This is a genomic window from Roseicella sp. DB1501 (genome assembly GCF_013112485.1).
Lineage (GTDB): Bacteria > Pseudomonadota > Alphaproteobacteria > Acetobacterales > Acetobacteraceae > Paracraurococcus.
Genome location: NZ_JABFHG010000012.1, coordinates 106338 through 132945, shown reverse-complemented (window position 1 = coordinate 132945; position 26608 = coordinate 106338). Strand labels below are relative to the sequence as shown.

The following is a 26608-nucleotide window of genomic DNA, read 5'->3' as shown; positions in this document are numbered from 1 at the left end:
TTGCCTCCGCTTTGGGCATTGCCTGGACGCTGCGCGCAACCCACCATCCCGGGATCGTCATGCCCGCAATGGCGCCGCTTTTGCTCTAACCCACGGCGATTCCCTCGCAGGCTACCCCCGTCCATGCCGCTCCACGTCGCCCTCAACCACCGCACCAGCTACCGCTACGACCATGCGGTCACCCTTGGCCCGCAGACCATCCGGCTGCGGCCGGCGCCGCATGCCCGCACGCCGATCGTCAGCTACGCGCTGAAGGTCGAGCCGAAGCCGCATTTCCTGAACTGGATGCAGGATCCGCAGGGCAACCACCTGGCGCGGGTCGTCTTCCCCGAGCGGGTGACGCAGTTCAGCGTGGAGGTCGACCTCGTCGCCGACATGGCGACGATCAATCCCTTCGACTTCTTCCTCGAGCCCGAGGCCGAGACCTGGCCCTTCGCCTACGACCCGGTGCTGGAGCAGGAGCTGGCACCCTTCCGCAAGCTGGAGACGCCAGGCCCGCTGCTGCGGCAATTCCTCGACGGCATCCCGCGGACCGAGCAGCGCACGGTGGACATGCTGGTGGGGCTGAACCGCCAGGTGCAGGAGCGGACCGCCTATGTCGTGCGCATGGAGCCCGGCGTCTGGACGCCGGAGGAGACGCTCGGCAACGGCCGCGGCTCCTGCCGCGACAGCGCCTGGCTGCTGGTGCAGATCCTGCGGCATCTCGGCTATGCCGCGCGCTTCGTCTCCGGCTACCTCATCCAGCTCGTCGCCGATGTGAAGCCGCTGGATGGGCCGGAAGGCCCGAGCGAGGACTTCACCGACCTGCATGCCTGGGCCGAGGTCTACCTGCCCGGCGCCGGCTGGGTCGGGCTGGACGCGACCTCCGGCCTGATGGCCGGCGAGGGCCACATCCCCTTGGCCGCGACGCCGGAACCCGTCTCCGCCGCGCCGATCACCGGCTTGGTCGAGAAGGCGGAGACCGAGTTCGGCTTCGCCATGTCGGTCACCCGCCTGCGAGAGACGCCGCGCGTCACCAAGCCCTATACCGAGCAGCAGTGGCAGGACATCCTCGCCCGCGGCCGGATGGTGGACGGCGCGCTCCGCGAGGGCGACCTCCGCCTGACCATGGGCGGCGAGCCGACCTTCATCGCCGCCGACGACATGGATGCGCCGGAGTGGAACACCGCGGCGCTCGGCCCGACCAAGCGGGCCTATGCGGGACGCCTGCTGCGCCGGCTGGCGCCGCTCTGGTCGCCCGGCGCCGCGCTGCAATACGCCATGGGCAAGCACTATCCGGGCGAGCAGCTTCCCCGTTGGGCGCTCTACTCGCACTGGCGCCGCGATGGCGAGCCGGTCTGGAAGAACCCCGAGCTCCTCGCCTCCGACGACGACCGCGACAGCGCGACCGCGGCCGATGCCGCGCGCTTCGCCCGCCTGCTGGCCGAGCGGCTGCAGGTCGATCCCGGGCTCGTCGCCCCGGCCTACGAGGACATCCACTACCATCTCTGGCGCGAGAAGCGCCTGCCGGCCAATGTCGTCGTCGAGGATGCGAAGCTGCAGGACCCGCTGGAGCGGGCGCGGCTGGCCAAGGTCTTCGGCCAGGGGCTCGCCGCCGAGGTCGGCGCGGTGCTGCCGATCCGCCGGGTGATGCGGGACGGCCTTCGGCGCTGGCAGGGCGGGCGCTGGTTCTTCCGCGGCGAGCATCTCTTCCTGGTGCCGGGCGACAGCCCGATCGGCTTCCGCCTGCCGCTGGACAGCCTGCCCTGGATGTCGGAGGCGGATGCGGCGCGGGTCCTTGAGACCGAGGCCGATCCCTTCGCACCGGTCGCGCCGCTGCCGCCCCGCCAGGCCTTCGAGCGCGGCCGCGGCGGCCAGCCCCTGCCCAGCCAGCCCCTGCCCGGCCAGCGCCTGATGCCGCAGGACCCGCAGCTCGGCCTTGGCCGCGCCGACGGCACGGCCTCGGCCACGGGCCCCGCCCTGGGGGCGGAGCATTTCCGGCCGCAGCCGCAGGAGCTGCCGGTGGTCGGCCGCTCCGATCCGGGCGTGGTGCGCACCGCCCTCGCGGTCGAGGCGCGGGGCGGGCTGGTGCATGTCTTCTTCCCGCCGCTCTATGCCGCCGAGGACTGGCTCGACCTCGCCGCCGCCGTCGAGGCGACGGCCGCGGAGACCGACCGCAAGGTGATCCTGGAAGGCTACCTGCCGCCGCGCGACGAGCGGCTGCTGCATTTCTCCGTCACCCCGGACCCCGGCGTGATCGAGGTGAACATCCACCCCGCCGCCTCCTGGCCGGAGATGGTGGAGCGCACCGAGCAGCTCTACGAGGAGGCGCGGCAGGTCGGGCTCTCGGCCGAGAAATTCATGCTCGACGGCCGCCATGTCGGCACCGGCGGCGGCAACCACGTGGTGATGGGCGGCGAGCGGCCGGCCGACAGTCCCTTCCTGCGCCGGCCGGACCTGCTGAAGAGCCTGCTCGGCTTCTGGCACAACCATCCGAGCCTCTCCTACCTGTTCAGCGGCCTCTTCATCGGCCCGACCAGCCAGCATCCGCGCGTCGACGAGGCACGGCAGGACGCGTTGGCGGATCTCGAGATCGCCTTCTCGAAGATCGCGCCGGGGAAGGAGACGCCGCCCTGGCTGACCGACCGGCTGTTCCGCAACATCCTGGCGGACATGACCGGCAACACCCACCGCACCGAGTTCTGCATCGACAAGATGTACGCGCCCGAGAGCAGTTCGGGCCGGCTCGGCCTGGTGGAGTACCGGGCGCTGGAGATGCCGCCGCATGCCCGGATGTCGGCGGCGCAGATGTTGCTGATGCGCAGCGCCCTCGCCGCCTTCTGGCGCACCCCCTATGACCGCCGCCTGGTCCGCTGGGGCACGCGGCTACACGACGAGTTCATGCTGCCGCATTTCGTCGAGCAGGATTTCGCCGACAGCCTGCGCGAGCTGGCCATGCTGGGCTTCCCGCTCGACCAGGAGTGGTTCGCCCCGCACCTGGAATTCCGCTTCCCGCGCATCGGCGAGGTGACCCTGCGCGGCATCGGGCTGGAGTTGCGGCATGCGCTGGAGCCCTGGCACGTGCTGGGCGAGGAGCCGGGCGGCGGCGGCACGGTGCGCTATGTCGACAGCAGCACCGAGCGGCTGCAGGCGCGCGTCAGCGGCTGGGTGGAGGAGCGCTACGCCCTCGCCTGCAACGGCTACGAGGTGCCGCTGACCCGCACCGAGACGGTGGGCGAGTTCGTCGGCGGCGTGCGCTTCAAGGCCTGGGACCCGCCCTCCGCCCTGCATCCGACCATCCGGGCGCAGGCGCCGCTGGTCTTCGACATCTATGACCGCTGGACCGGCCGCAGCCTCGGCGGGCTGACGCATCACGTGGCGCATCCGGGCGGCCGCAATTACGAGACGCTGCCGGTGAACGCCAACGAAGCGGAGGCGCGCCGCCGCACCCGCTTCCAGCCCTTCGGCCACACGCCGGGGCCGATGCCCGAGCCGCGCGTCCTGCCCGCGCCGGAGGCGCCGCGCTCCCTCGACCTGCGGCGGGCGGGCTGATGCCGGCGGCCGTCGATGGCGCCTCATCGACGGCCCGCCTCGGCAGAAGCGCCTGACCGGGCGCCCGGCTGGGACGGGAGATGCATGCCGCCGGTCCGGGCCAGGGCGTCTCCCCCTCGCCTGCGCGCGACAGCCATGGCATCACCCTTGGCGCATGACAGAAGCCGCCCCGCTCGATGAGATGGTGGATGGCGCCGGCGGCATCCGTCCCCATTGGGGCGGCTTGCTCGGCGCCCTCTCGACGCTCGGCCGCGGCGAGCTCGCTGGGCGGGCGGCGCTGCTCGACCGACATTTCATCGAGGAAGGCGCGACCAGCCTTCTCCCCGGCGAGTCCGACATGCCCGCCTGGCGCTGCGACCCGGTGCCCATGTTGCTAGCGCCGGCCGAATTCGATGCCCTGGCCGAGGGCCTGGCGCAGCGGGCGAGCCTGCTCGAGGCGGTGCTGCAGGATGTCTACGGGCCGCAGCAGCTCCTCGCCGAGGGGCTGCTGCCACCGGCCCTGGTCTATGCCAACCCGGCCTTCCTCCGCTCCTGCCGCGCCGCGGCGGGCCGGCGCGAGGGGCCGTTGCTGCATCTCTACGCCGCCGACCTGCTGCGCGCCCCGGATGGCGGCTGGCGCGTGCTGGCCGATCGCAGCGCCGGCCCGACCGGCCTCGCGCATGTGCTGGAGAACCGCCGCGCCTTGGCGCGCACCGTGCCCGAGCTGACGCGGGCGCGGCAACTGCGGCGGCATGGGCCCTTCTTCGACATCTGGCAGGATGCGCTGCAGCGCCTGGCGCCGCCCGGTGCCGCCGGCCGCAACCCCGGCGTCGCCATGCTCACCGGCGGGCCTTCCAGCCCGCACTGGTACGAGCACGTCATCCTCTCCCGCCGCCTGTCCTGCGCCCTGGTCGAGGGCGGCGACCTCACCGTGCGCGACGGCGCGCTGTTCCTGAAGACGCTGCGCGGGCTGCAGCCCGTCGATGTGCTGCTGCGCCGGCTGGACGGGCGGCAGATGGACCCGCTGGAGGGCGACCAGAGTCCCTCGCATGGCGTCGCCGGCCTGCTCGACGCGATGCGGGCGGGCTCCGTCCGCATCGTCAACGATCCCGGGGCCGGCTTCGCCGAGGCGCCGGCGCTCGCCGCCTTCCTCGCCGGCCTGGCGCCGCGGCTGCTCGGCGAGCGGCTGCGCCTCGCCGATGCCCGCACCCTCTGGCTGGGGGATTTGGCGGTGCGGGAGCAGGTGCTGGGCGATCTCGGCCGCTGGCTGGTGCGGCGGGCGGTGGACGGCACGGTGCAGTCGGTCACCGCCGGGGCGCTGCCCGCAGCGGCGCGGGCCGAGCTGGCCGGGCGCATCCTCGCCGCGCCGGAGGAATACGTCGTCTCCGAGGCGCTGCCCGCCTCCGTCGCGCCCTGCGCCGGGCCGCAGGGGCTGGAGCCGCGGCCGGTCATCCTGCGGCTCTTCCTAGTGCATGACGGCCAGCGCTGGCAGGCGCTGCAGGGCGGCCTCGCCCGCGCCCTCGCCGCGCCCGATCCCGGCACCGGCGCCCGGCCCGGCATGCGCTTCAGCAAGGATGTCTGGGTGCCGATGCAGGAGCCGGGGGAGGTCCAGGGGCCGCCGCAGGCCAGCATCCGCGCCCTGCCGATCCGCCGCGGCAGCGGCGACATCCCGAGCCGGGTCGCCGATAATTTCTTCTGGCTCGGCCGCTACCTCGAACGGCTGGAGACGGCGGCGCGGCTGCTGCGGGCCAGCGCGTCGCGCCTCGCCGTCAGCGATCCGGGCCCGCGGGCCCTGGCCGAGCTGAAGAGCCTCGCCGCCTGCCTGGTCCGGGCCGACCTGCTCGACAGCGAGACGGCGCGCGAGATCGGCACCGTGCCGGTCGCGCGGGTGCTGCTCCGGGCGGTGCGGGAGCGCGGCCGCCTGCCGGGGCTGCTGGGCCAGGTCGGGCGCCTCGCCGACCTGCTGCGCGACCGGTTGACCGGCGAGATGCACCTCGCCCTCAACCGCGGCATGCGGGAGCTCACCGAGGCCTTCCGCGCCGTCCCGGCCAGGCGGGAGGAAGCGCGGGAGGAGGCGCGCAGCCTCGATGCGCTCGGCCATGTCAGCGTTGCGGTGCTCGCCTTCGCCGCCACCGTGGCCGGCCTCGCCGCCGAGAACATGGTGCGGGGCGGCGGCCGGCTCTTCCTCGATCTCGGCCGGCGGGTGGAGCGGGCGCAGGCGATCGCCGCCGAGCTGCACCGGGTGCTCGACCAGCCGGGCGCCGCAGCGCAGCCGGCGCGGCTCGAGCCCGGGCTGCGGCTGGCCCTCGAGCTGCGGGATTCCGTCATCACCTATCGCAGCCGCTACCTCACCGCGCTGCAGCCGGCCCCGGTGCTCGACCTGGTGCTGGCGGATGAGGGCAATCCGCGCGGCCTCGCCTTCCAGCTCGAGGCGGCGCGGGACATGCTGGCCGATCTCGAGGGCGAGGCGGGCGGCCCGCTGTCGCAACTCGCGCAATCCCTGCTGGAGGAGGCCAGGGCGATGGTGCGGGAGGTGGCGGAGGCCTCCTCCCAGGCCGAGGCGGTGCTGCGGCTGCGGCCGCGCCTCGCGGCGCTGGAGGGGGAGGTGGCGACGCTCTCGAACCGCATCGCGCGGCGCTGGTTCGCGCTGCTGCCGGCGCCGCACAGCCTCGGCCCCGCCCCCGCCATCCGGATGCGCGGCGCGGCGTGATCTACCGGGTCCGCCATACCACCCGCTACGCCTATGGCAGCACGGTGGACCTCGCGGCGCATATGCTGCACCTCCGGCCGCGCGACCTGCCCTACCAGCAGGTGCGCAGCGCCGACCTCACCAGCCTGCCCGCGGCGGCGCGGCGGCGGGACGGGCTCGACCATTTCGGCAATGCCGTGACCTGGCTGTTCATCGATGCGCCGCACGACCTCTTCGAGGTGACGGCCGAGGCCGAGGTGGCGGTGCGCTATCCCGCGCCGCCCGCGGCGGCGGCGACGCCGCCCTGGGAGGCGGTGCGCGAGGCGGCGCGCGCCGGCGGCCCGGGCGCCTGGGAGGCGGTGGAATACCGCTTCGACAGCCCGATGTGCCCGGCCGTCGCGGCGGCCGGGGCGTATGTCGGCGCGAGCTTCCCGCCCGGCCGGCCGGTGCTGGCCGGGCTGCTCGATCTGAATGCGCGGATCCGCGCCGATTTCCGCTTCCGCGCCGGTGTCACCGACCTCTCGACGCAGGTCGCCGAGGTGCTGGAGCGGCGCGAGGGCGTGTGCCAGGACTTCACCCATCTGATGATCAGCGGGCTGCGCGCCATCGGCCTGCCGGCGCGCTACACCTCCGGCTATATCCGCACCCGGCCGCCGCCCGGCCAGCCGCGCCGGCGCGGCGCCGACCAGAGCCATGCCTGGGTCGGCGCCTGGCTCGGCGCCGATCATGGCTGGGTCGAGCTGGACCCGACCAATGGCGTGGTGGTGCAGGAGGAGCATGTGGTGCTCGGCTGGGGCCGCGATTACGGCGATATCAGCCCGGTGCGCGGCGTGATGCTCGGCGGCGGCGACCACGGGCTCACCATCGGCGTCGACCTGGAGCCGGTCGAAGACTGAATGCCCGCCCCTACTGCGCTGCCGGCGCGCGCGCCAGCCCGCGCGCCAGCATCACCAGCAGGATCGCCACCGCCGAGACCGCCGTATAGAGGCCGAAGGCGTTGAGATAGCCGATCATCGCCGCCTGCCGGTCGATCTCCCGCGACAGCCGCGCCACGCCCTGCAGCGTCTCCAGGCTCCAGCCGCCCATCAGGTCCGGCATGGCCAGCGCGCGGTTGTAGAACGAGAGCGACTCGGTCATCCGGCTGTAATTGGCGGTGGTCGAGCGGACGATCTCGGTCACGCTGGCCGAGATGAACAGGCTCGATCCGAGGTTGCGCAGCAGGTGGAAGACCGACATCGCCTCGGCGGTGTAGCGCGTGTCGAGCGTGCGGAAGGTCAGCACCGTCAGCGGCACCCAGATGACGCCGACCGCGACGCCCTGCAGCACGGCGTTCAGCCGCAGCGTGTCGACATCGACATTGAGGTCGAGGCTCATCAGCCAGAGGCCGGAGGCGACCAGCAGGCCGAAGCCGAGGCTCATGCCGATCCGCGGATCGAGCCGGCCGATCACCAGCGTGCTGCCGAAGCCGAGCACGCCGCCGATGCCGCGATAGCCGACGATCTGGCCGATGATGCTGTCGGGATAGCCGGCATGGGATTGCAGCAGGGTCGGCAGCAGCACGATCGGGGTGAAGTTCACCATGCCGTAGATCAGCACCAGCGACAGGCCGATGGCGTAGTTGCGGTCGAGCAGCAGCCGCAGATTGAGGAAGGGCCGGTCGGCGGTGAGGGAATGCGCCAGGAAGATCCAGAAGGCGAGCGCGGCGATGCCCGCTTCGATGATGATCTCCGTACTCTCGAACCAGTCGAGCCGCTGGCCGCGCGAGAAGACGAGCTGCAGGCAGGCGATGGCCGTGGCGAGGGCGAGGAAGCCGGTCCAGTCCATCGGCACCCGCGCCGCGGGGCGGTCGCGCGGCAGCACCAGCCATTGCGCCAGGCCGGCCAGCAGCCCGGCCGGGACGATCATGTAGAAGGCCCAGCGCCAGTTGTAGCTCTCGGCCAGCATGCCGCCGAAGACCGGGCCGATCACCGGGCCGAGCACCACGGTCATGCCGAAGATCGAGCTGACCAGCCCGGCCTGCCGGCGCGGGAAGCTGTCGAGCACGATGGCGTTCGACAGCGGCACCACCGGCGCGCCGATGCCGCCCTGCAGCACCCGCCACAGCACCAGCGCCTCCAGGCTCTCGGCCTGGCCGCAGAGCCAGGTGGCCAGCGTCGAGCCCAGCACCCCGGTCAGCATCACCCGCCGCCGGCCGAAGCGGGCGGCGAGGAAGCCGCTGGTCGGCGTGGCGATGGCGGTGGCGAGGATGTTGAAGGTGGTGGTCCAGGCGATCTCGTCCGAGGTCGCCGCCATGCTCCCCTGCATCTGCGGCAGCAGGGTGGAGGCGACGAGCAGCGTCGTCGCGTAGAGCGTCGAGCCGAGCACCACCACCGCCAGGATCAGCACCCGGCGCAGCGCCGGCAGCTCGGTGCCGTCAGGCCGGTCGGACATCGGGACGGACGAGGATGGGGCGGCCGAGGGGCATGACAGACCTGTAACCTTGACGAAAGTCTGCCGGGTGATGTTGAGTTGGGCAACAATCCGTGGCGCGCACGACCACGCGATGCCGGGCCAGGTCCGGCCCCCTCGGGAGACGCCCTTTGCCCCAGCAGGAGGATCGCCGGCAAATCGGCTTCCTGATCGCCGACGTCGCGAGGCTGATGCGCGCGAGCTTCGACCGGCGGGTGCGGCGGATCGGCCTCACCCGCTCGCAATGGCTGGTGCTCAGCCGGCTGCACCGGCATCCCGGCATCAGCCAGTCCGAGCTCGCCGAGATGCTGGAGGTGGAGCGGGCGACGGCCGGGCGGATGATCGACCGGATGGAGCGCCGCGACTGGCTGGTCCGCCGCCCCGATCCGGACGACCGGCGCGTCAACCGTCTCTACCTCACCGCGGCGGCGGAGCGGGTGCAGGCCGAGATGGGCCGCATCGCCGAGACGCTGCTCGACGACGCCATGGCCTGCCTCGACGAGGGCGAGCGCGAGGCGCTGACCGGGATGATGGAGCGGGTGAAGGGGCAGCTCCTCAGCCTCGGCGCCCGGCGGCCCACCGTGCCGGCAGCCGAGCGGCCGGCCGTCGCGCCATGAGCACGCCCGCGGCCCGCCGGCGCCTCCAGCGCCTCCTGCTGCTGCTCGGCGTGCCGCTGCTGGTGCTGGCCGGCGCCGCCTTCCTCTGGCAGCGGGGCGGCCGCTACGTGACCGCCGAGAATGCCTATGTGAAGGCCGATATCGTGCAGATCGCACCCGAGGTCGGCGGCCGCGTCCTCGAGGTGGCGGTGCTCAATCACGGCCGGGTCCGCGCCGGCGAGGTGCTGCTGCGGCTGGATTCCGAGCCCTTCCGCCTGGCGCTGGCGAAGGCCGAGGCCGAGCTCGACGCCGCCCGCACCGCGGTCGAGACCGCGCGCGCCACCTATCTCGAGACGCAGAGCGAGCTCGGGGAGCTGCAGAACCGCGCCGACTACCTCATGCGCCAAGCGCAACGGCAGCAGGCGCTGGCCGCCCGCGGCGTCACCCCGGCCACCAAGCTCGAGGAGACGCAGAGCGATGCCGAGGTGGCGCGCGAGCGCATCAAGGTGGTGCGGCAGCGGCTGCTCCGTCTGCTGACGGCGCTGAAGGGCGACCCCGACCTGCCGGTCGACGACCACCCGACGGTGCGCGAGCGCATGGCCGAGCGTGACCAGGCGCTGCTCGACCTGCGGCGCACCACGGTCACCGCCCCGGTCGGCGGGACCATCGTGAACCTGCGGCTGCAGCGCGGCGAGCAGGTCAAGGCGGCGGTGCCGGTCTTCGCCCTGGTCTCGGAGCGCCGCCCCTGGGTCGAGGCCAATCTGAAGGAGACGACCCTGACGCATATCGTGCCGGGGCAGCTCGTGGAGGTGGTGCTCGACCTCTATCCCGAGTTGCGCTGGCAAGGCGTGGTGGAGAGCATCAGCCCGGCGACCGGGGCCGAGTTCGCCATCCTGCCGCCGCAGAACGCCTCCGGGAATTGGGTGAAGGTGGTGCAGCGCCTGCCGGTGCGGATCCAGCTCGAGCCCTTCCCCGGCGAGCCGCCGCTGCGCGCCGGCGTCACCGCGACGGTCGCGATCGATACCGGCCGGCAGCGCCGCCTCGGCGACGTCGCCCTTGCCATCGCCGGTTGGTTCCGCGGCGGGGCGAATGCCGCGGCCCCCGCCGGCGCGCCAGTGGCCAGCGCCCGGAACTGAGCCAGAACGGAGGCGGAGGAGGCGGTTTTTCGCATCCGCGAAACCCGCCGCCGCGTCACGCGTCCTGCGAGACATCGCGGCCCCCCTCCGGCCGCCATGGAGGCCGTGCATGCGACTGTTCCGCTGCCAGAACTGCGATCAGGTTCTGTATTTCGAGAACACCAAATGCGAGCGCTGCGGCTTCCGCCTCGGCTTCCTGCCGGAGGTGACGCGGCTCTCGGCGCTGGAGCCGGCGGGCGACCCGGCCTGGACGCCGCTCGCCGCCAAGGACCAGCAGCGGCTGTTCTGCACCAATGCGCAATACGATGCCTGCAACTGGCTGGTGCCGCCCGGCACGACGGATGCCTATTGCCTCGCCTGCCGGCACAACCGGACGGTGCCCGATCTCGCTGTCGCGGAGAACCTGCAGCCCTGGCGCAAGATCCAGGACGCGCAGCGCCGCCTGGTCTATTCCCTGCTCCGCCTCGGCCTGCCGCTCGAGGACCGCATCGCCGACCCGCAGCACGGCCTGGCCTTCGACGTCCTGGCCGACCCGCCGGATGGCGGCACCTCGCGCGTCATGACCGGGCATGACGAGGGGCTGATCACCATGGCGCTGGTCGAGGCCGACGACACCGAGCGCGAGAAGCGCCGCAACGCCATGGGCGAGCCCTACCGCACCCTGCTCGGCCATTACCGGCACGAGAGCGGGCATCATTACTGGGACCTGCTGGTGCGCGACGGCGGCAAGCTGGAGGAATGCCGCGCCGTCTTCGGCGACGACAGCCAGGATTACGGCGCGGCCTTGCAGCGCCACTACAAGGAAGGGCCGCCGGCCAACTGGCAGGAGGCCTATGTCAGCGCCTATGCGACGACCCACCCTTGGGAGGATTTCGCCGAGACCTGGGCGCATTACCTGCACATCGTCGACACGCTGGAGATGGCGGACGCCTTCGGCCTGCAGGTGGCGCCGAAGGTCGCCAAGACCGACGACCTCGATGCCAGGATCGACTTCGACCCCTACACCCAGGAGAGGGTCGAGCCGCTGCTGGAGGCCTGGCTGCCGCTGACCTTCGCGGTGAACAGCCTGAACCGCTGCATGGGCTCGGCCGATCTCTATCCCTTCGTGCTCTCCCCGCCGGCGATGGAGAAGCTCGGCTTCATCCACCGCCTCATCCGGGAGGTCAGGCGAAACCCAGCTTCGCCGTGAGGCCGCCCGCCTCGGCGAGGCCCTTCAGCTTCGCCCAGGTGGCCTCCTCGATCTCGATGCCCTCGGCGGCGCGCTGCCGCTCCGCCCGGTGCTCGACCTCGCCGGGATAGAGCACGCCCTGGCTGCCCTTGGCCGGCGGCGTGTCCTTCAGGTAGTGGGCGAAGTCGGCCACCTCCTGGCGGAAGGTCAGCAGCGGGCGGAAGGCCTCGACCTTGATGGCGATGAGGAAGCAGCCGTCATTGTGCCGGCCGCTCGGCTCGACGCCGAAGCCGAGGCCGGTGAGGATGCCGCAGAACACCTCGCCCATGGCCGCCAGCGCCGTGCCCTTGTAGCCCTCCCCCGCGCCGCCGAGCGGCAGCAGGGCGCCGCCATTGATCTTCTTCGGGTCGGTGGTGAGGTCGCCCTCGCTGTCCACCACCCAGCCGCGCGGGATCTCCTGGCCGCGCGCCTCGGCGAGCTTCACCTTGCCCATCGCCACCGCCGAGGTGGCGAAGTCCATGCAGAAGGGGCCGTCGAGGTCGGAGGGCACGGCGATCGCCCAGGGGTTGGTGCCGAGCCGCGCCGCCCGCCCGCCGAAGGGCGCGACGCCCTTGGGGGAGCGGCCGCTATCGGCCCAGGCCATGCCGATCATCCCCGCCTTCGCCGCCATCAGCGGATAGCTCGCCAGGCGCCCGACATGGCCCTGGCGGAACACTGTGCAGGCGGCGATGTTGCTCTTCTCCGCCTTCTCGATGGTGAGCTGCATGGCGCGCTCGTTGATGACGTAGCCGAAGCCCCAATTCCCGTCGACCACCGTCGTCGTCGGCGATTCCTGCACGATGGCGAAGGGCGCGCCGGGGACGATGTGCCCGACGCGCACGCGCTCGATGTAATTGGGCAGCATGATGACGCCGTGGCTGTCATGCCCGGCGAGGTTGGCGTTCACCACATGGCGGGCGACGGTCGCCGCCTCATCCTCCGGCACGCCATTCGCCATCAGCAGCGCGCGGCCGATCTCGCGCAGCCTCTCGGCCTGGACCTTCGGCATCCGTCCCTCCCGCCTGTATGGCGAGAGCTTCGCGCCGAAGTGCCGGCAGCGAAAGGGGGCAGGCCCGCGCCTGCCCCCCAGCCTGCGCCCTTGGAATGTCGGGGGGTTACTCCTTCGCCACCTCGACCAGCACCAGCTCGGCATCCTCGCCGGCGGTGATCTCGATCACCGGCTCGTCGACGATGCCGGCGCCGTCGCGGGCGCCGAGCGCCACGCCGTTCACCGTCACCGCGCCCTTCGCCGGGACGAGATAGGCGGCGCGGCCCTCGGCGAGAGGCTGGCGCAAGGTCTGCCCGGCCTTCAGCGTCGTCGCCAGCACGGCGCCGTCGACATTCAGCGGCAGGGCGCCGCTCTCGGCATCCTGCGGCCGGCCGCTCGCCAGCACCTCGAAGCCGGCCTCGCGGCTCGCCTTCGGGAACTGCTTGGCGCCCCAGTTGGGCGTCGCGCCGCGCCGGTCGGGGATGATCCAGATCTGGAAGATCCGGGTGGTCTCCGGCTCCAGATTGTACTCGCTATGCACCACGCCGGTGCCGGCCGACATGATCTGCACGTCGCCCGCCTCGGTGCGGCCCTCGTTGCCCAGGCTGTCGCGATGGGTGATGGCGCCGTCCCGGACATAGGTGACGATCTCCATGTCGCGGTGCGGATGCGGGTCGAAGCCGGTGCCCGCGGCGATCTCGTCATCGTTCCAGACGCGCAGCCTGCCCCAGTTCATCCGCGCGGGATCGTGGTAGCCGGCGAAGGAGAAGTGGTGGCGGGCCTTCAGCCAGCCATGGTCGGCGCCGCCAAGGGTCTTGAAGGGTCGGACTTCGATCATCGGGAGCCTCGCATCGGACGTCTTGTCGTCCGTTGGCCCCTAGATGGCCCGGCGCCGAACCGCTCGCCATGCCGTGAGCCTGATTGCCATCATTGGCCGGCGCTATCGCGGGGGCCCCATGAGGGACGGCAGGGCGATGCGGAAGCGCAGCCCGGGCGCCCCGCCATAGGCGGCATCCTTCTCGAAGCGCCCGACCAGAATGCCACCATTGCGGGTGATGACGGCGATGGAGGCGAGGTTGTCGGGATCGGTGGTCAGCTCGACCCAGGGCAGGCCGAGCGGCGCCGCCTCGCGCAGCATCAGGCCGAGCGCCCGGCTCGCCTGCCCCTCGCCGCGGCGCCAGGGCACCACGGCATAGCCGATATGGCCGAGCACATGCGAGGGCAGGTCCGGCGTGCCGGGCTGCCAGCGCAGGCCGATGGAGCCGCAGAAGCCGGCATCCCAGATCCAGCGGCGGAAGCCCGGCAGGCGCGGCCGGGTGCTGCCATCGGGCAGGGTGACGGGCGCGCCCCGGGCCTCGGGGTCGTCGAGCCCGGCGAGGAAGGCGGCGGGGTCGCGGGCGATGGCCTCCCGCTCGGCCCGCGCGGTCTCCGCCGGCCGCGCATTGTCCGGCGACCAGCCACGGTCCAGCGCTTCGAGATAGGCGGGGAGATGCTCCGGTGCCGGTCGCACCAGACGGGTTGGCATGGTCCTCTCCCGCGCCTCCCCGCCAATCGCTTCCGTCTCAGGCCCGCGGCCCGACCCTGCCGCTGCCCTGCCGTGGCTTCGCCTCGGCAGGCCGTGACGCGCCTGTACCCGATGCGACTCCCGGGGCCTCCGTGGCGCCGCGCAGCGGCGTCGTGGGGGATTAGTCGTGGGGAACTACCGGCACATCAGCACCGGCATGTCGCTGTTCTCGAGGATATGCCGGGTGACGCCGCCGAGGATGAGCTGGCGCAGCCGCGAATGGCTGTAGGCGCCCATGCAGAGCAGATCGGCGCGGAAGTCGCGCGCCGCGCCGAGCAGCCCGGCGCCGACATCCTTGGTCTGCGGCTTGAACAGCACCGGCTCGGCCTCGATCTCGTGCCAGCGCAGATAGGCGCGGATGCCATCCACGGTCGGGCCGCGGCGCTGGTACTCATCGGCATAGAGCAGCCGCACGGCATTGGCCCGGTGCAGCCAGGGCAGCGCCGCGGCGATGGCCGCGGCGCTCTCGGCCGAGCCGTTCCAGGCGCAGCAGACCCGGGTGCCGATGGTCGCCGGCGCCTCGCGCGGCGCGATCAGCACCGGCCGGCCGGAATCGAACAGCACCGCATGCAGCGCGTCGGAGGAGGAGACATCCTCCCCCGCCTCCGGATGCGGCACCACGGCGAGGTCGTAGAGGCGCGACTGCTGGGCGACCACATCCTCCTCGCGGCCGGCGATGCTCTCGAAGGAGAGGGTCGGGCCATCGGCCTTCAGCGCGCTCTCGGCGCTGTCGGCGAGGATCACGCCGCCCGAGTGGTCGGCGAAGCGCTCGAAGAGGGCCCGCACGCGGCTGGCGCGCTCGCCGCTCTCCCGCTCGGTCGCCGCCATCATCTCCTCGATCATCGCGCCCGACAGCCCCTCGCCCGCCAGCGGCGCGACGTCCCGCGCATCGACCCGGACATGCAGACAGTGGACATGCGCGTTCCAGATCCGCGCCACCATCAGCGCGGTGGCGAGGGCGGCTTCCCCGGAGGCGGTCCCGGTCAGCGGCAGAAGCAGGCGGCGATAGGCCATGGCGCGTCTCCTGAGGGCGCAGGAGGTGAATGTCTGCTAGAGCCGATCGCCGTTCAAGCCCAGGCACCGGAGGGCCGCCGGGGTCGGATCCTCCGTCGCGTCCAGCCTCACCCAGCGCACCGCCCCGACCCCGCGCGCCGCCGCGGCCTCCAGCACCGCGACATCGGCATCCGAGGCATCGCCGCGGCGGGACTCGATGCGCGCGCGCAGCACCGGCAACGGCGCCTCCAGCCAAAACCCGGTGAAGGGCGCCGCGCCGCGTGCCGCCTCGATCGCGTCGCGTTCGGAGTCGCGCAGGAAGGCGGCATCGGCGATGACGGCATGGCCGCCGCGCAGCGCCTCGGCGGCCAGCGCATCCAGCTCGGCGAAGACCGCGGCGCTCGCCTCCGGCGCATAGACCTCGGGCGGCAGCCGCTCCTCCGGTGCCCGGCCGGCGCGGCGCTTGCGGATCTCGTCGCTGCGCAGCACCAGCGCCCCCGGCGCGGCGCCAAGGGCGGGCGCCAGGGCGCGGGCGAGGCGCGACTTGCCGGTGCCCTGCAGCCCGCCCACCGCGACCAGGCGCGGCGGCGGCGGCGCCAGCATCGCCTCGGCGCGGGCCAGATAGGGCAGCCCCTCCCCCACGCCCCTCGCCTTCGCCACGACATGCGCCCGGATCATGGCGCGGACCGATAGCCAGAGCGGCAGGCCGGCGACCAGCCCGGCATCGCCGCCGCGCGCGACGTAGCGGTTCAGCACCCGGTTGGCGGCGGCGCGGCCGAGCCGGTGGTCGAGATCCATCAGCAGGAAGGCGAGGTCGTAGCCGGTATCGATCCGCGCCAGATCCTCGTCGAATTCCAGCGCGTCGAAGGGCGTCACCCGGCCCTCCACCAGGCAGAGATTGCCGAGATGCAGGTCGCCATGGCAGCGCCGCACCCTTCCCGCCGCGGCGCGGGCCGCGAGCACCGGCGCGAGGCGGGCGATCCAGGCCTCGGTCGCCGCGACCAGCGCCTCGACGCGCGCCGCCGGCAGGCCCGCCGCGCGCGCCGCCGCACCGTTGCCCGCCAGCACCCGGCGCATCGCGGCGGGCGCGTCGATGCCCGCGACCGGCGGCAGGGCGGCGTGCTGGGCGAAGACCGCGTCGGCGACGGCATCCAGCCGCACCCCGTCGAGCCCCTGCCGCGCCGCCACCGCATCGAGGAAGTCCCCGGCCGGGACCGGCGCCATCCGCAGCACCCAGTCCACCACCTCGCCCTCGCCGCCGAGGGCGAGGCCGCCATCCGGCGCCCGCGTCACCGGCAGGACGTCGCGGTAGAGGCTCGGCGCGAAGGGCTGGTTGATCTCCAGCTCGCGCCGAAGGAAATGCTCGCGCGCCGCCAGTGTCGAGAAGTCGAGGAAGCCGAGGGCGACCGCCTTCTTCAGCTTGAAGGCGGCATCCCGCCCGACATAGACGGCCGAGATATGCGTCTCGACCGGCTCGGCACTGGTGAGGCGGCGGAGCAGCGCCGCCGTCTCCGCCTGCGCCGGCGGGATCATGCGCCGCCGGCCGGACGGCGCGGCCTCACGGATACAGCGCCTCGACCCGCCAGCCCCCGCCCCCATCGCCCGCGCCGATGCCGGCGACGCGGTGGAAGACCTGCCGGTCGTGCAGGCGGAAGGGCATGTCGCGCCAGAATTCGATCCGCTGCGGCAGCACTCGGAAGCCGGACCAGAAATCCGGGCGGGGGATCTCGCCGAGGCCGAATTTCAGCGTGTACTCCGCCACCGCCTTCTCCAGCGCCCAGCGACCCTCGAGCGGCCGGGACTGCCGGCTGGCCCAGGCGCCGATGCGCGAGCCGCGAGCGCGGGAGGCGTAATAGGCGTCGGCCTCGGCATCGGTGACGCGTTCCACCGGCCCCTCCACCCGCACGCTGCGCTGCAGGCTCTTCCAGTGGAAGCAGAGCGCGGCGAAGGGATTGGCCAGCAGCTCGCCGCCCTTGCGGCTCTCGAGGTTGGTGTAGAAGACGAAGCCCCGCGGATCGGTGCCCTTCAGCAACACCATTCGTGCCGAGGGCCGCCCCTCCGGCGTGCAGGTCGCCAGGCAGACCGCATTCGGATCGTTCGGCTCGCTCTTCGTCGCCTCCGCCATCCAGGCCGCGAAACGGTCGAAGGGATCCTCGGTGCTGCTGTCCATGGCGGAAATCCCGGGTCACAAGGCGTGCGGCCGGAAGCTCTTGCCCGGCGTCCGGCGGTGTGCCACCACGCCTGCCCGTTCGCAACAAGCCGGATCCCGCCGCCGCATGTCCGAAGCGCCCCTCGCTGCAGCACCCACCGGCACGCTCATGGCCGGCAAGCGGGGGGTTGTCATCGGCGTGGCGAATGACCGGTCCATCGCCTGGGGCATCGCCCGGGCGGTCGCCGCCCAGGGCGGCGAGGTGGCCTTCACCTATCAGGGCGAGGCGCTGGAGAAGCGGGTGCGGCCGCTGGCCGAGAGTATCGGCTCCTCCCTGGTGGTGCCCTGCGACGTGGGCGACGAGGCCAGCATCGACGCCGCCTTCGCCGCCATCGCCGAGCGGTGGGACAATCTCGATTTCCTGGTGCATGCCATCGGCTTCGCCAACAAGGACTATCTGCGCGGCCGCTACCTCGACACGCCGCGCGACGTCTTCCTGCAGGCGCTCGACATCTCCGCCTATTCCTTCGTCGCCGTCAGCCAGCGGGCGGTGCCGCTGATGAAGCGCGGCGGCGCGCTGCTGACCATGAGCTACCTCGGCGCCGAGCGCGTCACGCCGCACTACAACGTGATGGGGGTGGCCAAGGCGGCGCTGGAGGCGAGCGTGCGCTACCTGGCGGTCGATCTTGGCGGCCAGGGCATCCGGGTGAACGCCATCTCGGCCGGGCCGATCCGCACCCTGGCGGCGAGCGGCATCGGCGACTTCCGCTACATCCTGAAGTGGAACCAGTTCAACAGCCCGCTCAAGCGCAACGTCACCATCGAGGAGGTGGGCGGCGCCGGGCTCTACCTGCTGAGCGATCTCGGCGCCGGCGTGACCGGCGAGGTCCACCACGTCGATTGCGGCTACCACGTGGTGGGCATGAAGGCGGTGGACGCGCCCGACATCAGCACGGTCTGACCCGGCCCGCCCCGTCATCCCCATCGAGGCCGCGGCGCCATGTCCCATAACAGCTTCGGCCATCTCTTCCGCGTCACCACCTGGGGCGAGAGCCATGGCCCGGCCATCGGCTGCGTCGTGGACGGCTGCCCGCCGCGCCTTGCCCTGACCGAGGCGGATATCCAGCCCTTCCTCGACCGCCGCCGCCCCGGCCAGTCGAAATTCGTGACGCAGCGGCAGGAGCCGGACCAGGTCCGCATCCTCTCCGGCACCTTCGAGGGGCTGACCACCGGCACCCCCATCGCCCTGCTGATCGAGAACCAGGACCAGCGCAGCCGCGACTACGGGGAGATCAAGGACCGCTTCCGGCCCGGCCATGCCGACCTGACCTACGAGCTGAAATACGGCATCCGCGACTATCGCGGCGGCGGCCGCTCCTCGGCGCGGGAGACCGCCATGCGCGTCGCCGCCGGCGCCGTCGCCCGCCGGGTGCTGGAGGGCGTGAGAATCCGCGGCGCGATGGTCCAGATGGGCCCCGACCGCATCGACCGCGCCGCCTGGGACTGGGCGGCGGTGGAGGAGAATGCCTTCTTCTGCCCCGACCGCGCGGCGGCGCGGCGCTGGGAGGCCATGCTGACCGAGGCGCGGAAATCCGGCTCCTCCCTCGGCGCGGTGATCGAGCTGGTGGCCGAGGGTGCCCCGCCTGGCCTTGGCGCGCCGGTCTACGGCAAGCTCGATGCCGATCTCGCCGCGGCGCTGATGTCGATCAATGCGGTGAAGGGCGTCGAGATCGGCGAGGGCTTCGCCGCCGCCGCCCTCACCGGCGAGGCCAATGCGGACGAGATGCGCATGGGCGCGGATGGCCGGGTGCGGTTCGGCGACAACCATGCGGGCGGCATCCTCGGCGGCATCTCCACCGGCCAGCCCATCATCGCCCGCTTCGCGGTGAAGCCCACCTCCTCCATCCTGACGCCGCGCCGCTCGGTGGACCGATTCGGCCAGGAGGTGGAGGTGCTCACCAAGGGCCGGCACGATCCCTGCGTCGGCATCCGGGCCGTGCCGGTGGGCGAGGCGATGCTGGCGATCACCCTCGCCGACCACCTGCTGCGGCACCGGGCGCAGAATCCGGATGCGCCGGCCGAGGCGCGGCTGCCGCGCAACTGAAGGGGGTCGCCGCGCGCTGTTGCCGGCGGCTGGGCTTCGGGTCCCGAGGCAGGCAGTACTATAGTATGAGCGGTGGGATCGGGCTGTGCGCTTGACGCTCCGCGATGCGGCCGGGGAAGGTCTGCCCAACGAGGAGTGTGAGACGTCGCCATGCCCTTCGCTGGTCCGCCCGCGGATATTCCCGCGCTCAACGGCTTCATTTCGCTTTGCGGCGAGGATCAATGGCTGGCGCGCGTCGCGGAGCTCGGCCTGCGGGCGCAGCCCGGCTCCCGCTCCGGACGGGCGGCGCAGCAGCGGCATGCCCTCGAACTCGCCCTCTCGCGCATCGCCGATGGCCGGCTGGCCGGGCGGGCGACGCTCGCCGAACGCCGCCTTTGCCTGCTGGCGCAGGAAGCGGTGGTGCTGGCCGAAGCGCTGCCGCCCGCCGGCCGGCGCAAGCTGCAGGACCTGATCCTGGCCGGGCTCACCGGCCCGGCGACGCTGATCCCGCTCTTCCATCTGCTCCGCACCGCGGCCCGGCTGCGCCAGCACGGCTTTACCCTGCGCTTCGACGGGCTGGCCGAGGGCGCCTTCTACGACATGCTGGCCGAGCGCGACGGCGCAACGGCCGAGGTGGTCTGCGAGACCGTCTCGGCCGAGGAGGGCCGGCCGGTGCATCGCGGCGACTGGTGGACGCTGGTCGACGCCATCGATCCGGAATTGCAGACCTGGCTGGCGGCGCATCCCGGCCGCTACCTGCTGAAGATGACGCTGCCCGAGGGCATCTCCGGCCCCGATCAGCTCGCCGAGCTGCAGCGCCGGATCAGCGGGCTGCTGAGCGCCGAGCGGCGCCAGGATGCCGGCGCGCAGGCGGTGCTGAAGCTCGACCCGCTGATGCTCGCGGGCGCGCAGATGCAGGACATGCCGGGCGGCCTGCCGGCGCGGCTGCGGGCCCTGTTCGGGCATGAGGCGCATCTCGCCGTCACCACCGGCCGGGATGGCGGCAGCGTCTTCGCCATGGCGGCGCGGGCGGGACGGGAGAACGAGATCGCCGCGGCAGTCTGCCGGCGCGCCGCCACGGCGGCGGAGCATCGCCTGACCGGCGCCCATCCCGGCATCCTGGCCATGTTCCTCGACGATCTCGACCGCGCCGACTGGCGCACGTTGCGGGGCGAGCATCTCGAGCTCGAGGGCGCGGTCCGCCGGTTTCTCACCGCCCCGGCGGCGCGGCGGGTGGTGGCCGTCACCTGCGCCTCGCGCTTCGAGATGTTCAGCGCGGCAGCGCCGGATGCGGTGCCGGAGGGCGAGCTGCGCTTCCGCAACCCGGCCCATGCCGCGGCCCGGCATCCCGGCCTGGCGCCGGCGGTCCTCTCCTCCGTGTGAAGCGACAAGGCCCGGTCGCGGCCGGACGGCAGCGTCCCTCGCCGTGCCTGGTGGGCGGATAGCCCCCCAGAGGGACCGTCCGTGACCGCATCGCGGCCCGGCCGAGGAGCATGTTCTTCTCGGTACGGATCGGTCGCGAGATTGGGCGGCACGTCACAGTTCCGCCACCCTCCTGCCGGATTGTTGCAGCGCGCAACCGCGGTGTTTCTACTGCGTTTTTCCGCGGCTTTGGGCGCTGCCGCTTCTGCCGCGGCCAAAATGGGAGACAGGCTTGCATGACCGAGCGTGAATTCGAGGCCAAGCTCGCCGAGCTCGACAGGCTCCTGAACGATCCGGAAATCCGCATGGACCCGGACCGCGTCTGGTCCCTGCTGGCCGAGATCGGGACTCAGGACATGCGGAGTGCGGCCGGGGGCTGAGCCACGGCCCAGCACCGCCGGAACGGGCCGCCGATGTCCTGCATCGGCGGCCCTTTCATGTTTGGCGTCAGGCCACCTCGAACAGCCCGGCGGCGCCCTGGCCGCCGCCGATGCACATGGTGATCACCACATACTTCGCGCCGCGGCGCTTGCCCTCGATCAGCGCATGGCCGGTCATGCGGGCGCCGCTCATCCCATAGGGATGGCCGACCGAGATGGCGCCGCCATCGACGTTCAGCCGGTCATCCGGGATGCCGAGCTTGTCGCGGCAGTAGAGCACCTGGCAGGCGAAGGCCTCGTTCAGCTCCCAGAGGCCGATATCCTCCATCCTGAGGCCATGCTGCTTCAGCAGCTTCGGCACCGCGAAGACCGGGCCGATGCCCATCTCGTCCGGATCGGTGCCGGCCACCGCCATGCCGCGATAGATGCCGAGCGGCTGCAGGCCGCGGCGGGAGGCCTCGCCCGCCTCCATCACCACGCAGGCTGAGGCGCCGTCCGAGAGCTGGCTGGCATTGCCGGCGGTGATGAAGCGCCCCTCCTTCACCCGCTGCCCGTCCTTGAAGACCGGCTTCAGCGAGGCGAGGCCCTCCAGCGTCGTGTCGGCGCGGTTGCCCTCGTCCCGGGTGAGGGTGACCTCCTTGCGGCTCACCTCGCCTGTTGCCTTTTCCTGCACCGCCATGACGCTGGTCAGCGGCACGATCTCCTTCTCGAAGCGGCCGGCCGCCTGGGCGGCGGCGGTGCGCTGCTGCGATTGCAGGGCATAGGCGTCCTGCGCCTCGCGGCTGATGCCGTAGCGGTCGGCAACCACCTCGGCGGTCTCGAGCATGCTCATGTAGAGCTGCGGCACGTGCTGCTCGAGCCAGGGATCGCGCGTGCGGTGGCGGTTCATCTTGTCGTTCTGCACGAGCGAGATGGATTCCAGTCCGCCGCCGACCGCGACCTGCATGCCGTCGACGATCACCTGCTTCGCCGCGGTCGCGATCGCCATCAGCCCCGAGGAGCATTGCCGGTCCACCGACATGCCCGGAACGCTGTGCGGCAGGCCGGCGCGCAGCGCGCATTGCCGGGCGAAATTCGAGCCCTGGCTGCCCTGCTGCAGGGCCGCTCCCATGATTACGTCCTCGACCTCGCCCGGATCGAGCTTCGCCCGCTGCACCGCGGCGGCGATGACATGGCCGCCGAGCGTCTGCGCCGGCGTGTCGTTGAAGGCGCCGCGATAGGCACGCCCGATCGGCGTCCGCGCGGTCGAGACGATGACGGCACTCCGCATCCTGCTGTCCTCCCTGGTCTTCGGCCCCGCCCGGTTCAGCTGGTGCCGAGGATCTTCCACACCCCGTCGCCATGCACGAGGGTCCGCCCGCCCGAGGTGAGCAGCCCGCGGACGAAGACCACGCTCTTCGTCACGCGCAGGATCTCGCCCCGGCCGACCACCAGCTCGTCGAGCCGGCCCGGCGCCATGAAGTGGTTGTTGAGCTGCACCGTGGTGACGGGCCGGCGGCCGGCCGCCTCCCATACCGTCATGCCGAGCACGTCGTCCATGAAGCTCATCAGCATGCCGCCATGCACCACCCCGCCGATGTTGAGGTGCCGCTGCTCCGGCAGGAAGGCGTATTCCCACCCCTCGCCGGCGCGGCGGGCGAGGAAGGGGCCGATCATGGCCGGGTAGTCCTTGGCCGGGACCGGCTTCCAGCCCTCCGCCTTCAGGGCGGGCGGGATGGCGTGGCCGGGCTTCAGGTCCGGGTAGCGGACCTCCTGGGGGGCGATATCGTCCATGCGCCGGGTATAGCGGGAGCGTTCGGTGACGTCATGGCCGGCCATGGCGGGCGGCGATGAGGAACTCCCGGTTGCCCTCGGGGCCGAGGATCGGGCTCGGCTCGATGCCGATCACCTGCCAGCCCGGCAGACCGGCCCACCAGCCGGCGATGCGGTCGCAGACCGCGCGGTGCACCGCGGCATCCCGCACCACCCCGCCCTTGGCGACCGCCGGCCCCACCTCGAATTGCGGCTTGATCAGCGCCACCGCCCAGGCGCCGGGGGCGCAGAGCGAGAGCGGCCGCGGCAGCACCGTGCCGAGGCCTATGAAGCTGGCATCGCAGACCAGCACGCCCGGCGCCTCCGGCACCTGGGCCGGCTCGAGGTAGCGGGCATTCACCCGTTCCAGCACCACGACGCGGGGATCGTTGCGCAGGCCCCAGGCGAGCTGGCCATGGCCGACATCGACCGCATAGACCCGCGCCGCCCCGTGCTGCAGCAGCACATCGGTGAAGCCGCCGGTCGAGGCCCCGACATCGAGGCAGACCCTGCCCTCCGGCGAGAGGCCGAAATGGCCGAGCGCATGCGCCAGCTTCACCCCGCCGCGGGACACCCAGGGATGGTCCTGGCCCCGCACCTCGAGCGCGGTGCCGGGGGGCAATAGCTGCCCGGACTTCTCGATCCGCCGCTCCCCGGCATAGACCTTGCCGGCAAGGATCAGCGCCTGGGCCCGCGTCCGGCTCTCGGCCAGGCCGCGATCCACCAGCGCCTGATCGGCACGCTCCTTGGCGATGGCCCACCCCCGTCCTTCCGGCGGCGGGCCGGCCTGCCCGCCGCTGCCGGCCTCAGGCCCGCGCCGGCCGCGCCGCCGCGCCGCTGCCGAGCGCCGAGACCGCCATGGCGACGATCTGCGCCGCGTTCAGCCCCGCCTCGTCATACTGCTTCTTCGGGTTGTCATGGTCGATGAAGCGGTCCGGCAGGCACATCGGCCGCACCTTCAGCCCGGCATCGAGCAGCCCGCGCAGCGCCAAGTGCTGCAGCACGAAGCTGCCGAAGCCGCCGACCGAACCCTCCTCGATGGTGATCAGCACCTCGTGCTCGCGCGCCAGGCGCTCGACCAGCGTCGTGTCGAGCGGCTTGGCGAAGCGGGCATCGGCGACGGTGGTGGAGAGGCCGCGCGCGCCCAGCTCCTCGGCTGCCCGCAGGCATTCGGCCAGCCGCGTGCCATAGGAGAGGATGGCGACCGAGCTGCCTTCGCGCACGATGCGGCCCTTGCCGATCTCGAGCGGCGTGCCGCGCGCCGGCAGCTCGACGCCGAAGCCTTCGCCGCGCGGGTAGCGGAAGGCGCTCGGCCGGTCGTCGATGGCGGCCGCGGTCGCCACCATATGCATCAGCTCCGCCTCGTCGCTCGGCGCCATCAGCACGATGCCGGGCAGGCAGCCGAGATAGGCGATGTCGAAGCTGCCGGCATGGGTCGCGCCATCGGCCCCGACCAGGCCGGCGCGGTCCATGGCGAAGCGCACCGGCAGGCTCTGCAGCACCACATCGTGCACCAGCTGGTCGTAGGCGCGCTGCAGGAAGGTCGAGTAGATGGCGCAGAAGGGCTTCATCCCCTCGGTCGCCATGCCGGCGGCGAAGGTGACGGCATGCTGCTCGGCGATGCCGACATCGAAGGTCCGCTTCGGGAAGCGCTTGCCGAAGGTGTCGAGGCCGGTACCCGAGGGCATGGCCGCGTTGATGGCGACGATGCGCGCATCCGCCTCGGCCTCGGCGACCAGGGCGTTGGCGAAGACCTTGGTGTAGGAGGGCGGGCCGGGCGGCGCCTTCTGCTGCTCGCCGGTGATGACGTTGAACTTCTGCACGCCGTGATACTTGTCGGCGCTGGCCTCGGCCGGGGCGTAGCCCTTGCCCTTCTTCGTCACCACATGCAGCAGGATCGGGTCGTGCAGCTCCTGGTCGCGCAGGTTGCGCAGCACGGGCATGAGGTGGTCGAGGTCGTGCCCGTCGATCGGGCCGACATAGTAGAAGCCCAGCTCCTCGAACAGCGTCCCGCCGGTCAGCAGCCCGCGGGCGTATTCGTCCGCCCGCTTGGCGACGCGCTCGACCGGCGCCGGGAAGCGCCGCGCCAGCTTGGCCATCATGTCGCGGATGGAGAGGAAGGGCCGCGAGGAGACGACCTTCGACAGATAGGCGCTCATCGCCCCGACCGGCGGAGCGATGGACATGTCGTTGTCGTTCAGGATGACGATGAGGCGCGACTTCTCGGCGCCGGCATTGTTCATGGCCTCATAGGCCATCCCCGCGCTCATCGCGCCGTCGCCGATCACGGCGATGACGTTGCGCGTGTCGCCCTTCAGGTCGCGCGCCACGGCCATGCCGAGGCCGGCGGAGATCGAGGTGCTGGAATGCGCCGCGCCGAAGGGGTCGTACTCGCTCTCGCTGCGGCGGGTGAAGCCGGAGAGGCCGCCGCCCTGGCGCAGCGTGCGGATGCGGTCGCGCCGCCCGGTCAGGATCTTGTGCGGATAGGCCTGGTGGCCGACATCCCAGATCAGCCGGTCGCGCGGCGTCTCGAACACCGCGTGCAGCGCCACGGTGAGCTCGACCACGCCGAGCGAGGCGCCGAGATGCCCGCCGGTCTGGCTGACGGCGTGGATCGTCTCGGCGCGCAGCTCGTCCGCCAGCTGCTTGAGCTGCTCGGTCGAGAAATTGCGCATTTCGGCGGGAATTCGAACCCGGTCGAGCAGAGGCGTGGAGGGGGGTGCCGACATCAGCTCCTCCGCTCGATGGTGAAGTCTGCGAGCATGCGCAAGAGGTCGCCCCTCCGTCCAAAGCCGTCAAGGTGGCCCTTCGCCTGGGCCACGAGCCGCTCCGCCTGCAGCCGCGCCCGCTCGAGCCCGAGCAGGCCGACCAGGGTCGCCTTGCCGGCCGCGGCATCCTTGCCGGTGGCCTTGCCGGCCTCCTCGGCGCTCACGGTGGCGTCAAGCAGGTCGTCGGCGATCTGGAAGGCGGCGCCAAGGTCGCGGCCATAGGCGAGCAGGGCATGCCGCTGGGCGAGCGGCGCCTTGCCGAGAATGGCGCCGGCCTCGGCGGAGAATTCGATCAATTTGCCGGTCTTGAGCGTCTGCAGCCGGCCGATGGCCACCTCGTCGAGCTGGCTGCCGGCGCGCTCGGCCAGCATGTCGAGCATCTGGCCGCCGCACATGCCGCGCGGGCCGGCCGCCCGGGAGAGGCAGCGCACCAGCTCGGCGCGCACCGCCGGGTCGGCATGCGTGTCCTCCTCGGCGAGCACGGTGAAGGCGTGGCTCTGCAGCGCATCGCCGGCGAGGATGGCGGTGGCCTCGTCGAAGGCCTTGTGCACCGTCGGCTTGCCGCGGCGAAGATCGTCATCGTCCATCGCCGGCAGGTCGTCATGCACCAGGGAATAGGCGTGCACCATCTCGATCGCCGCCGCGACGCGCAGCGCCGCCTGGCGCGAGACCGAGAATTGCCGCGCGCCTTCGAGGACGAGGAAGCCGCGCAGCCGCTTGCCGCCGCCGATCGTGGCGTAGCGCATCGCGGCATAGAGCGGCGCCTCGGCGCCCTCCTCCGGCGGCAGCAGGACGGCGAGGGCCTCGTCGATCTCGGCGGCGGCCTCCGCCATGGCGCGCGGCAGGGAGTCCGTCGCCGCCTCGGTTGTCATGCTCATCGCTCA

22 protein-coding genes are annotated in these 26608 nt (G+C 72.4%); 10 read left to right on the top strand and 12 right to left on the bottom strand.

The window, feature by feature from the left end:
• The first annotated feature begins 123 nt into the window (after positions 1-123).
• The 3 genes from HJG45_RS21650 (at position 124) to HJG45_RS21640 (ending at position 7095) form a co-directional block, all read left to right on the top strand.
• Positions 124-3531, top strand: coding sequence for a DUF2126 domain-containing protein (locus HJG45_RS21650; RefSeq protein ID WP_171614974.1), 3408 nt, complete (start codon positions 124-126; stop codon positions 3529-3531).
• Between the two features lie 154 nt (positions 3532-3685).
• Positions 3686-6220, top strand: a complete 2535-nt coding sequence (locus tag HJG45_RS21645) for a circularly permuted type 2 ATP-grasp protein (RefSeq protein ID WP_171614972.1) — start codon at positions 3686-3688, stop codon at positions 6218-6220.
• Entirely contained in the window at positions 6217-7095 is an 879-nt protein-coding gene (locus tag HJG45_RS21640) for a transglutaminase family protein (protein ID WP_171614970.1), read from the top strand. The genes HJG45_RS21645 and HJG45_RS21640 overlap by 4 nt, the downstream gene beginning before the upstream one ends.
• A 10-nt stretch (positions 7096-7105) precedes the next feature.
• Here HJG45_RS21640 and HJG45_RS21635 read toward each other — a convergent pair whose 3' ends face one another.
• Entirely contained in the window at positions 7106-8629 is a 1524-nt protein-coding gene (locus HJG45_RS21635) for a DHA2 family efflux MFS transporter permease subunit (protein WP_171614968.1), read from the bottom strand.
• A 149-nt stretch (positions 8630-8778) separates the two neighbouring features.
• Between HJG45_RS21635 and HJG45_RS21630 the strand changes: the two genes are divergently transcribed.
• The 3 genes from HJG45_RS21630 (at position 8779) to HJG45_RS21620 (ending at position 11568) form a co-directional block, all read left to right on the top strand.
• On the top strand, positions 8779-9264 hold the full coding sequence (locus HJG45_RS21630) for a MarR family winged helix-turn-helix transcriptional regulator (RefSeq protein WP_217362999.1): 486 nt from the start codon (positions 8779-8781) through the stop codon (positions 9262-9264).
• Positions 9261-10379 (top strand): HlyD family secretion protein, encoded by a 1119-nt coding sequence (locus tag HJG45_RS21625; protein WP_171614966.1) that lies wholly within the window; start codon positions 9261-9263, stop codon positions 10377-10379. The genes HJG45_RS21630 and HJG45_RS21625 overlap by 4 nt, the downstream gene beginning before the upstream one ends.
• A gap of 109 nt (positions 10380-10488) precedes the next feature.
• Complete coding sequence (locus HJG45_RS21620) at positions 10489-11568, top strand: putative zinc-binding metallopeptidase (RefSeq protein ID WP_171614964.1); 1080 nt, start codon at positions 10489-10491, stop codon at positions 11566-11568.
• On the opposite strand, the gene HJG45_RS21615 is transcribed toward HJG45_RS21620, so the two are convergent.
• The 6 genes from HJG45_RS21615 to pdxH all read right to left on the bottom strand — a co-directional run bounded on the left by HJG45_RS21615 (position 11543) and on the right by pdxH (position 17301).
• On the bottom strand, positions 11543-12595 hold the full coding sequence (locus tag HJG45_RS21615; RefSeq protein ID WP_171614962.1) for an Ldh family oxidoreductase: 1053 nt from the start codon (positions 12593-12595) through the stop codon (positions 11543-11545). The genes HJG45_RS21620 and HJG45_RS21615 overlap by 26 nt on opposite strands.
• A gap of 106 nt (positions 12596-12701) precedes the next feature.
• Positions 12702-13412: a pirin family protein gene (locus HJG45_RS21610; RefSeq protein ID WP_171614960.1), complete on the bottom strand. Its 711-nt coding sequence runs from the start codon at positions 13410-13412 to the stop codon at positions 12702-12704.
• A 102-nt stretch (positions 13413-13514) separates the two neighbouring features.
• The gene (locus HJG45_RS21605; protein WP_171614958.1) at positions 13515-14099 is read right to left on the bottom strand and encodes a GNAT family N-acetyltransferase; all 585 of its coding nucleotides are present in this window, start codon (positions 14097-14099) and stop codon (positions 13515-13517) included.
• A gap of 174 nt (positions 14100-14273) precedes the next feature.
• Positions 14274-15152: a universal stress protein gene (locus HJG45_RS21600; protein ID WP_171614956.1), complete on the bottom strand. Its 879-nt coding sequence runs from the start codon at positions 15150-15152 to the stop codon at positions 14274-14276.
• 36 nt (positions 15153-15188) lie between these two features.
• Positions 15189-16664 carry an AAA family ATPase gene (locus HJG45_RS21595; RefSeq protein ID WP_171614954.1) on the bottom strand — a complete coding sequence of 492 codons (1476 nt, stop codon included), beginning with the start codon at positions 16662-16664 and terminating at the stop codon, positions 15189-15191.
• 25 nt (positions 16665-16689) lie between these two features.
• The gene (gene pdxH, locus HJG45_RS21590) at positions 16690-17301 is read right to left on the bottom strand and encodes a pyridoxamine 5'-phosphate oxidase (protein ID WP_171614952.1); all 612 of its coding nucleotides are present in this window, start codon (positions 17299-17301) and stop codon (positions 16690-16692) included.
• Positions 17302-17407: 106 nt separating this feature from the next.
• On the opposite strand from pdxH, the gene fabI reads away from it, so the two are divergent.
• The 4 genes from fabI (at position 17408) to HJG45_RS21570 (ending at position 21165) form a co-directional block, all read left to right on the top strand.
• Positions 17408-18241, top strand: coding sequence for an enoyl-ACP reductase FabI (fabI, locus tag HJG45_RS21585; protein ID WP_171614950.1), 834 nt, complete (start codon positions 17408-17410; stop codon positions 18239-18241).
• A 39-nt stretch (positions 18242-18280) separates the two neighbouring features.
• Positions 18281-19384 (top strand): chorismate synthase, encoded by a 1104-nt coding sequence (gene aroC / locus HJG45_RS21580; protein ID WP_171614948.1) that lies wholly within the window; start codon positions 18281-18283, stop codon positions 19382-19384.
• 150 nt (positions 19385-19534) lie between these two features.
• Positions 19535-20746, top strand: coding sequence for a hypothetical protein (locus HJG45_RS21575; protein WP_171614946.1), 1212 nt, complete (start codon positions 19535-19537; stop codon positions 20744-20746).
• A 275-nt stretch (positions 20747-21021) separates the two neighbouring features.
• Positions 21022-21165 (top strand): peptide chain release factor 1, encoded by a 144-nt coding sequence (locus tag HJG45_RS21570; protein ID WP_171614944.1) that lies wholly within the window; start codon positions 21022-21024, stop codon positions 21163-21165.
• A gap of 67 nt (positions 21166-21232) precedes the next feature.
• Here HJG45_RS21570 and HJG45_RS21565 read toward each other — a convergent pair whose 3' ends face one another.
• From HJG45_RS21565 to HJG45_RS21545, 5 genes are read right to left on the bottom strand one after another with little or no spacing between them, the layout of a single operon-like run.
• On the bottom strand, positions 21233-22435 hold the full coding sequence (locus HJG45_RS21565) for an acetyl-CoA C-acyltransferase (RefSeq protein WP_171614942.1): 1203 nt from the start codon (positions 22433-22435) through the stop codon (positions 21233-21235).
• A gap of 35 nt (positions 22436-22470) precedes the next feature.
• Complete coding sequence (locus HJG45_RS21560) at positions 22471-22983, bottom strand: PaaI family thioesterase (RefSeq protein WP_171614940.1); 513 nt, start codon at positions 22981-22983, stop codon at positions 22471-22473.
• Entirely contained in the window at positions 22970-23710 is a 741-nt protein-coding gene (locus tag HJG45_RS21555; RefSeq protein ID WP_171615075.1) for a TlyA family rRNA (cytidine-2'-O)-methyltransferase, read from the bottom strand. Before HJG45_RS21555 ends, HJG45_RS21560 begins: the two co-directional genes overlap by 14 nt.
• A gap of 52 nt (positions 23711-23762) precedes the next feature.
• Positions 23763-25685, bottom strand: a complete 1923-nt coding sequence (gene dxs / locus HJG45_RS21550) for a 1-deoxy-D-xylulose-5-phosphate synthase (RefSeq protein ID WP_171614938.1) — start codon at positions 25683-25685, stop codon at positions 23763-23765.
• On the bottom strand, positions 25685-26596 hold the full coding sequence (locus HJG45_RS21545) for a polyprenyl synthetase family protein (RefSeq protein WP_171615072.1): 912 nt from the start codon (positions 26594-26596) through the stop codon (positions 25685-25687). Before HJG45_RS21545 ends, dxs begins: the two co-directional genes overlap by 1 nt.
• Positions 26597-26608 lie beyond the last annotated feature (12 nt).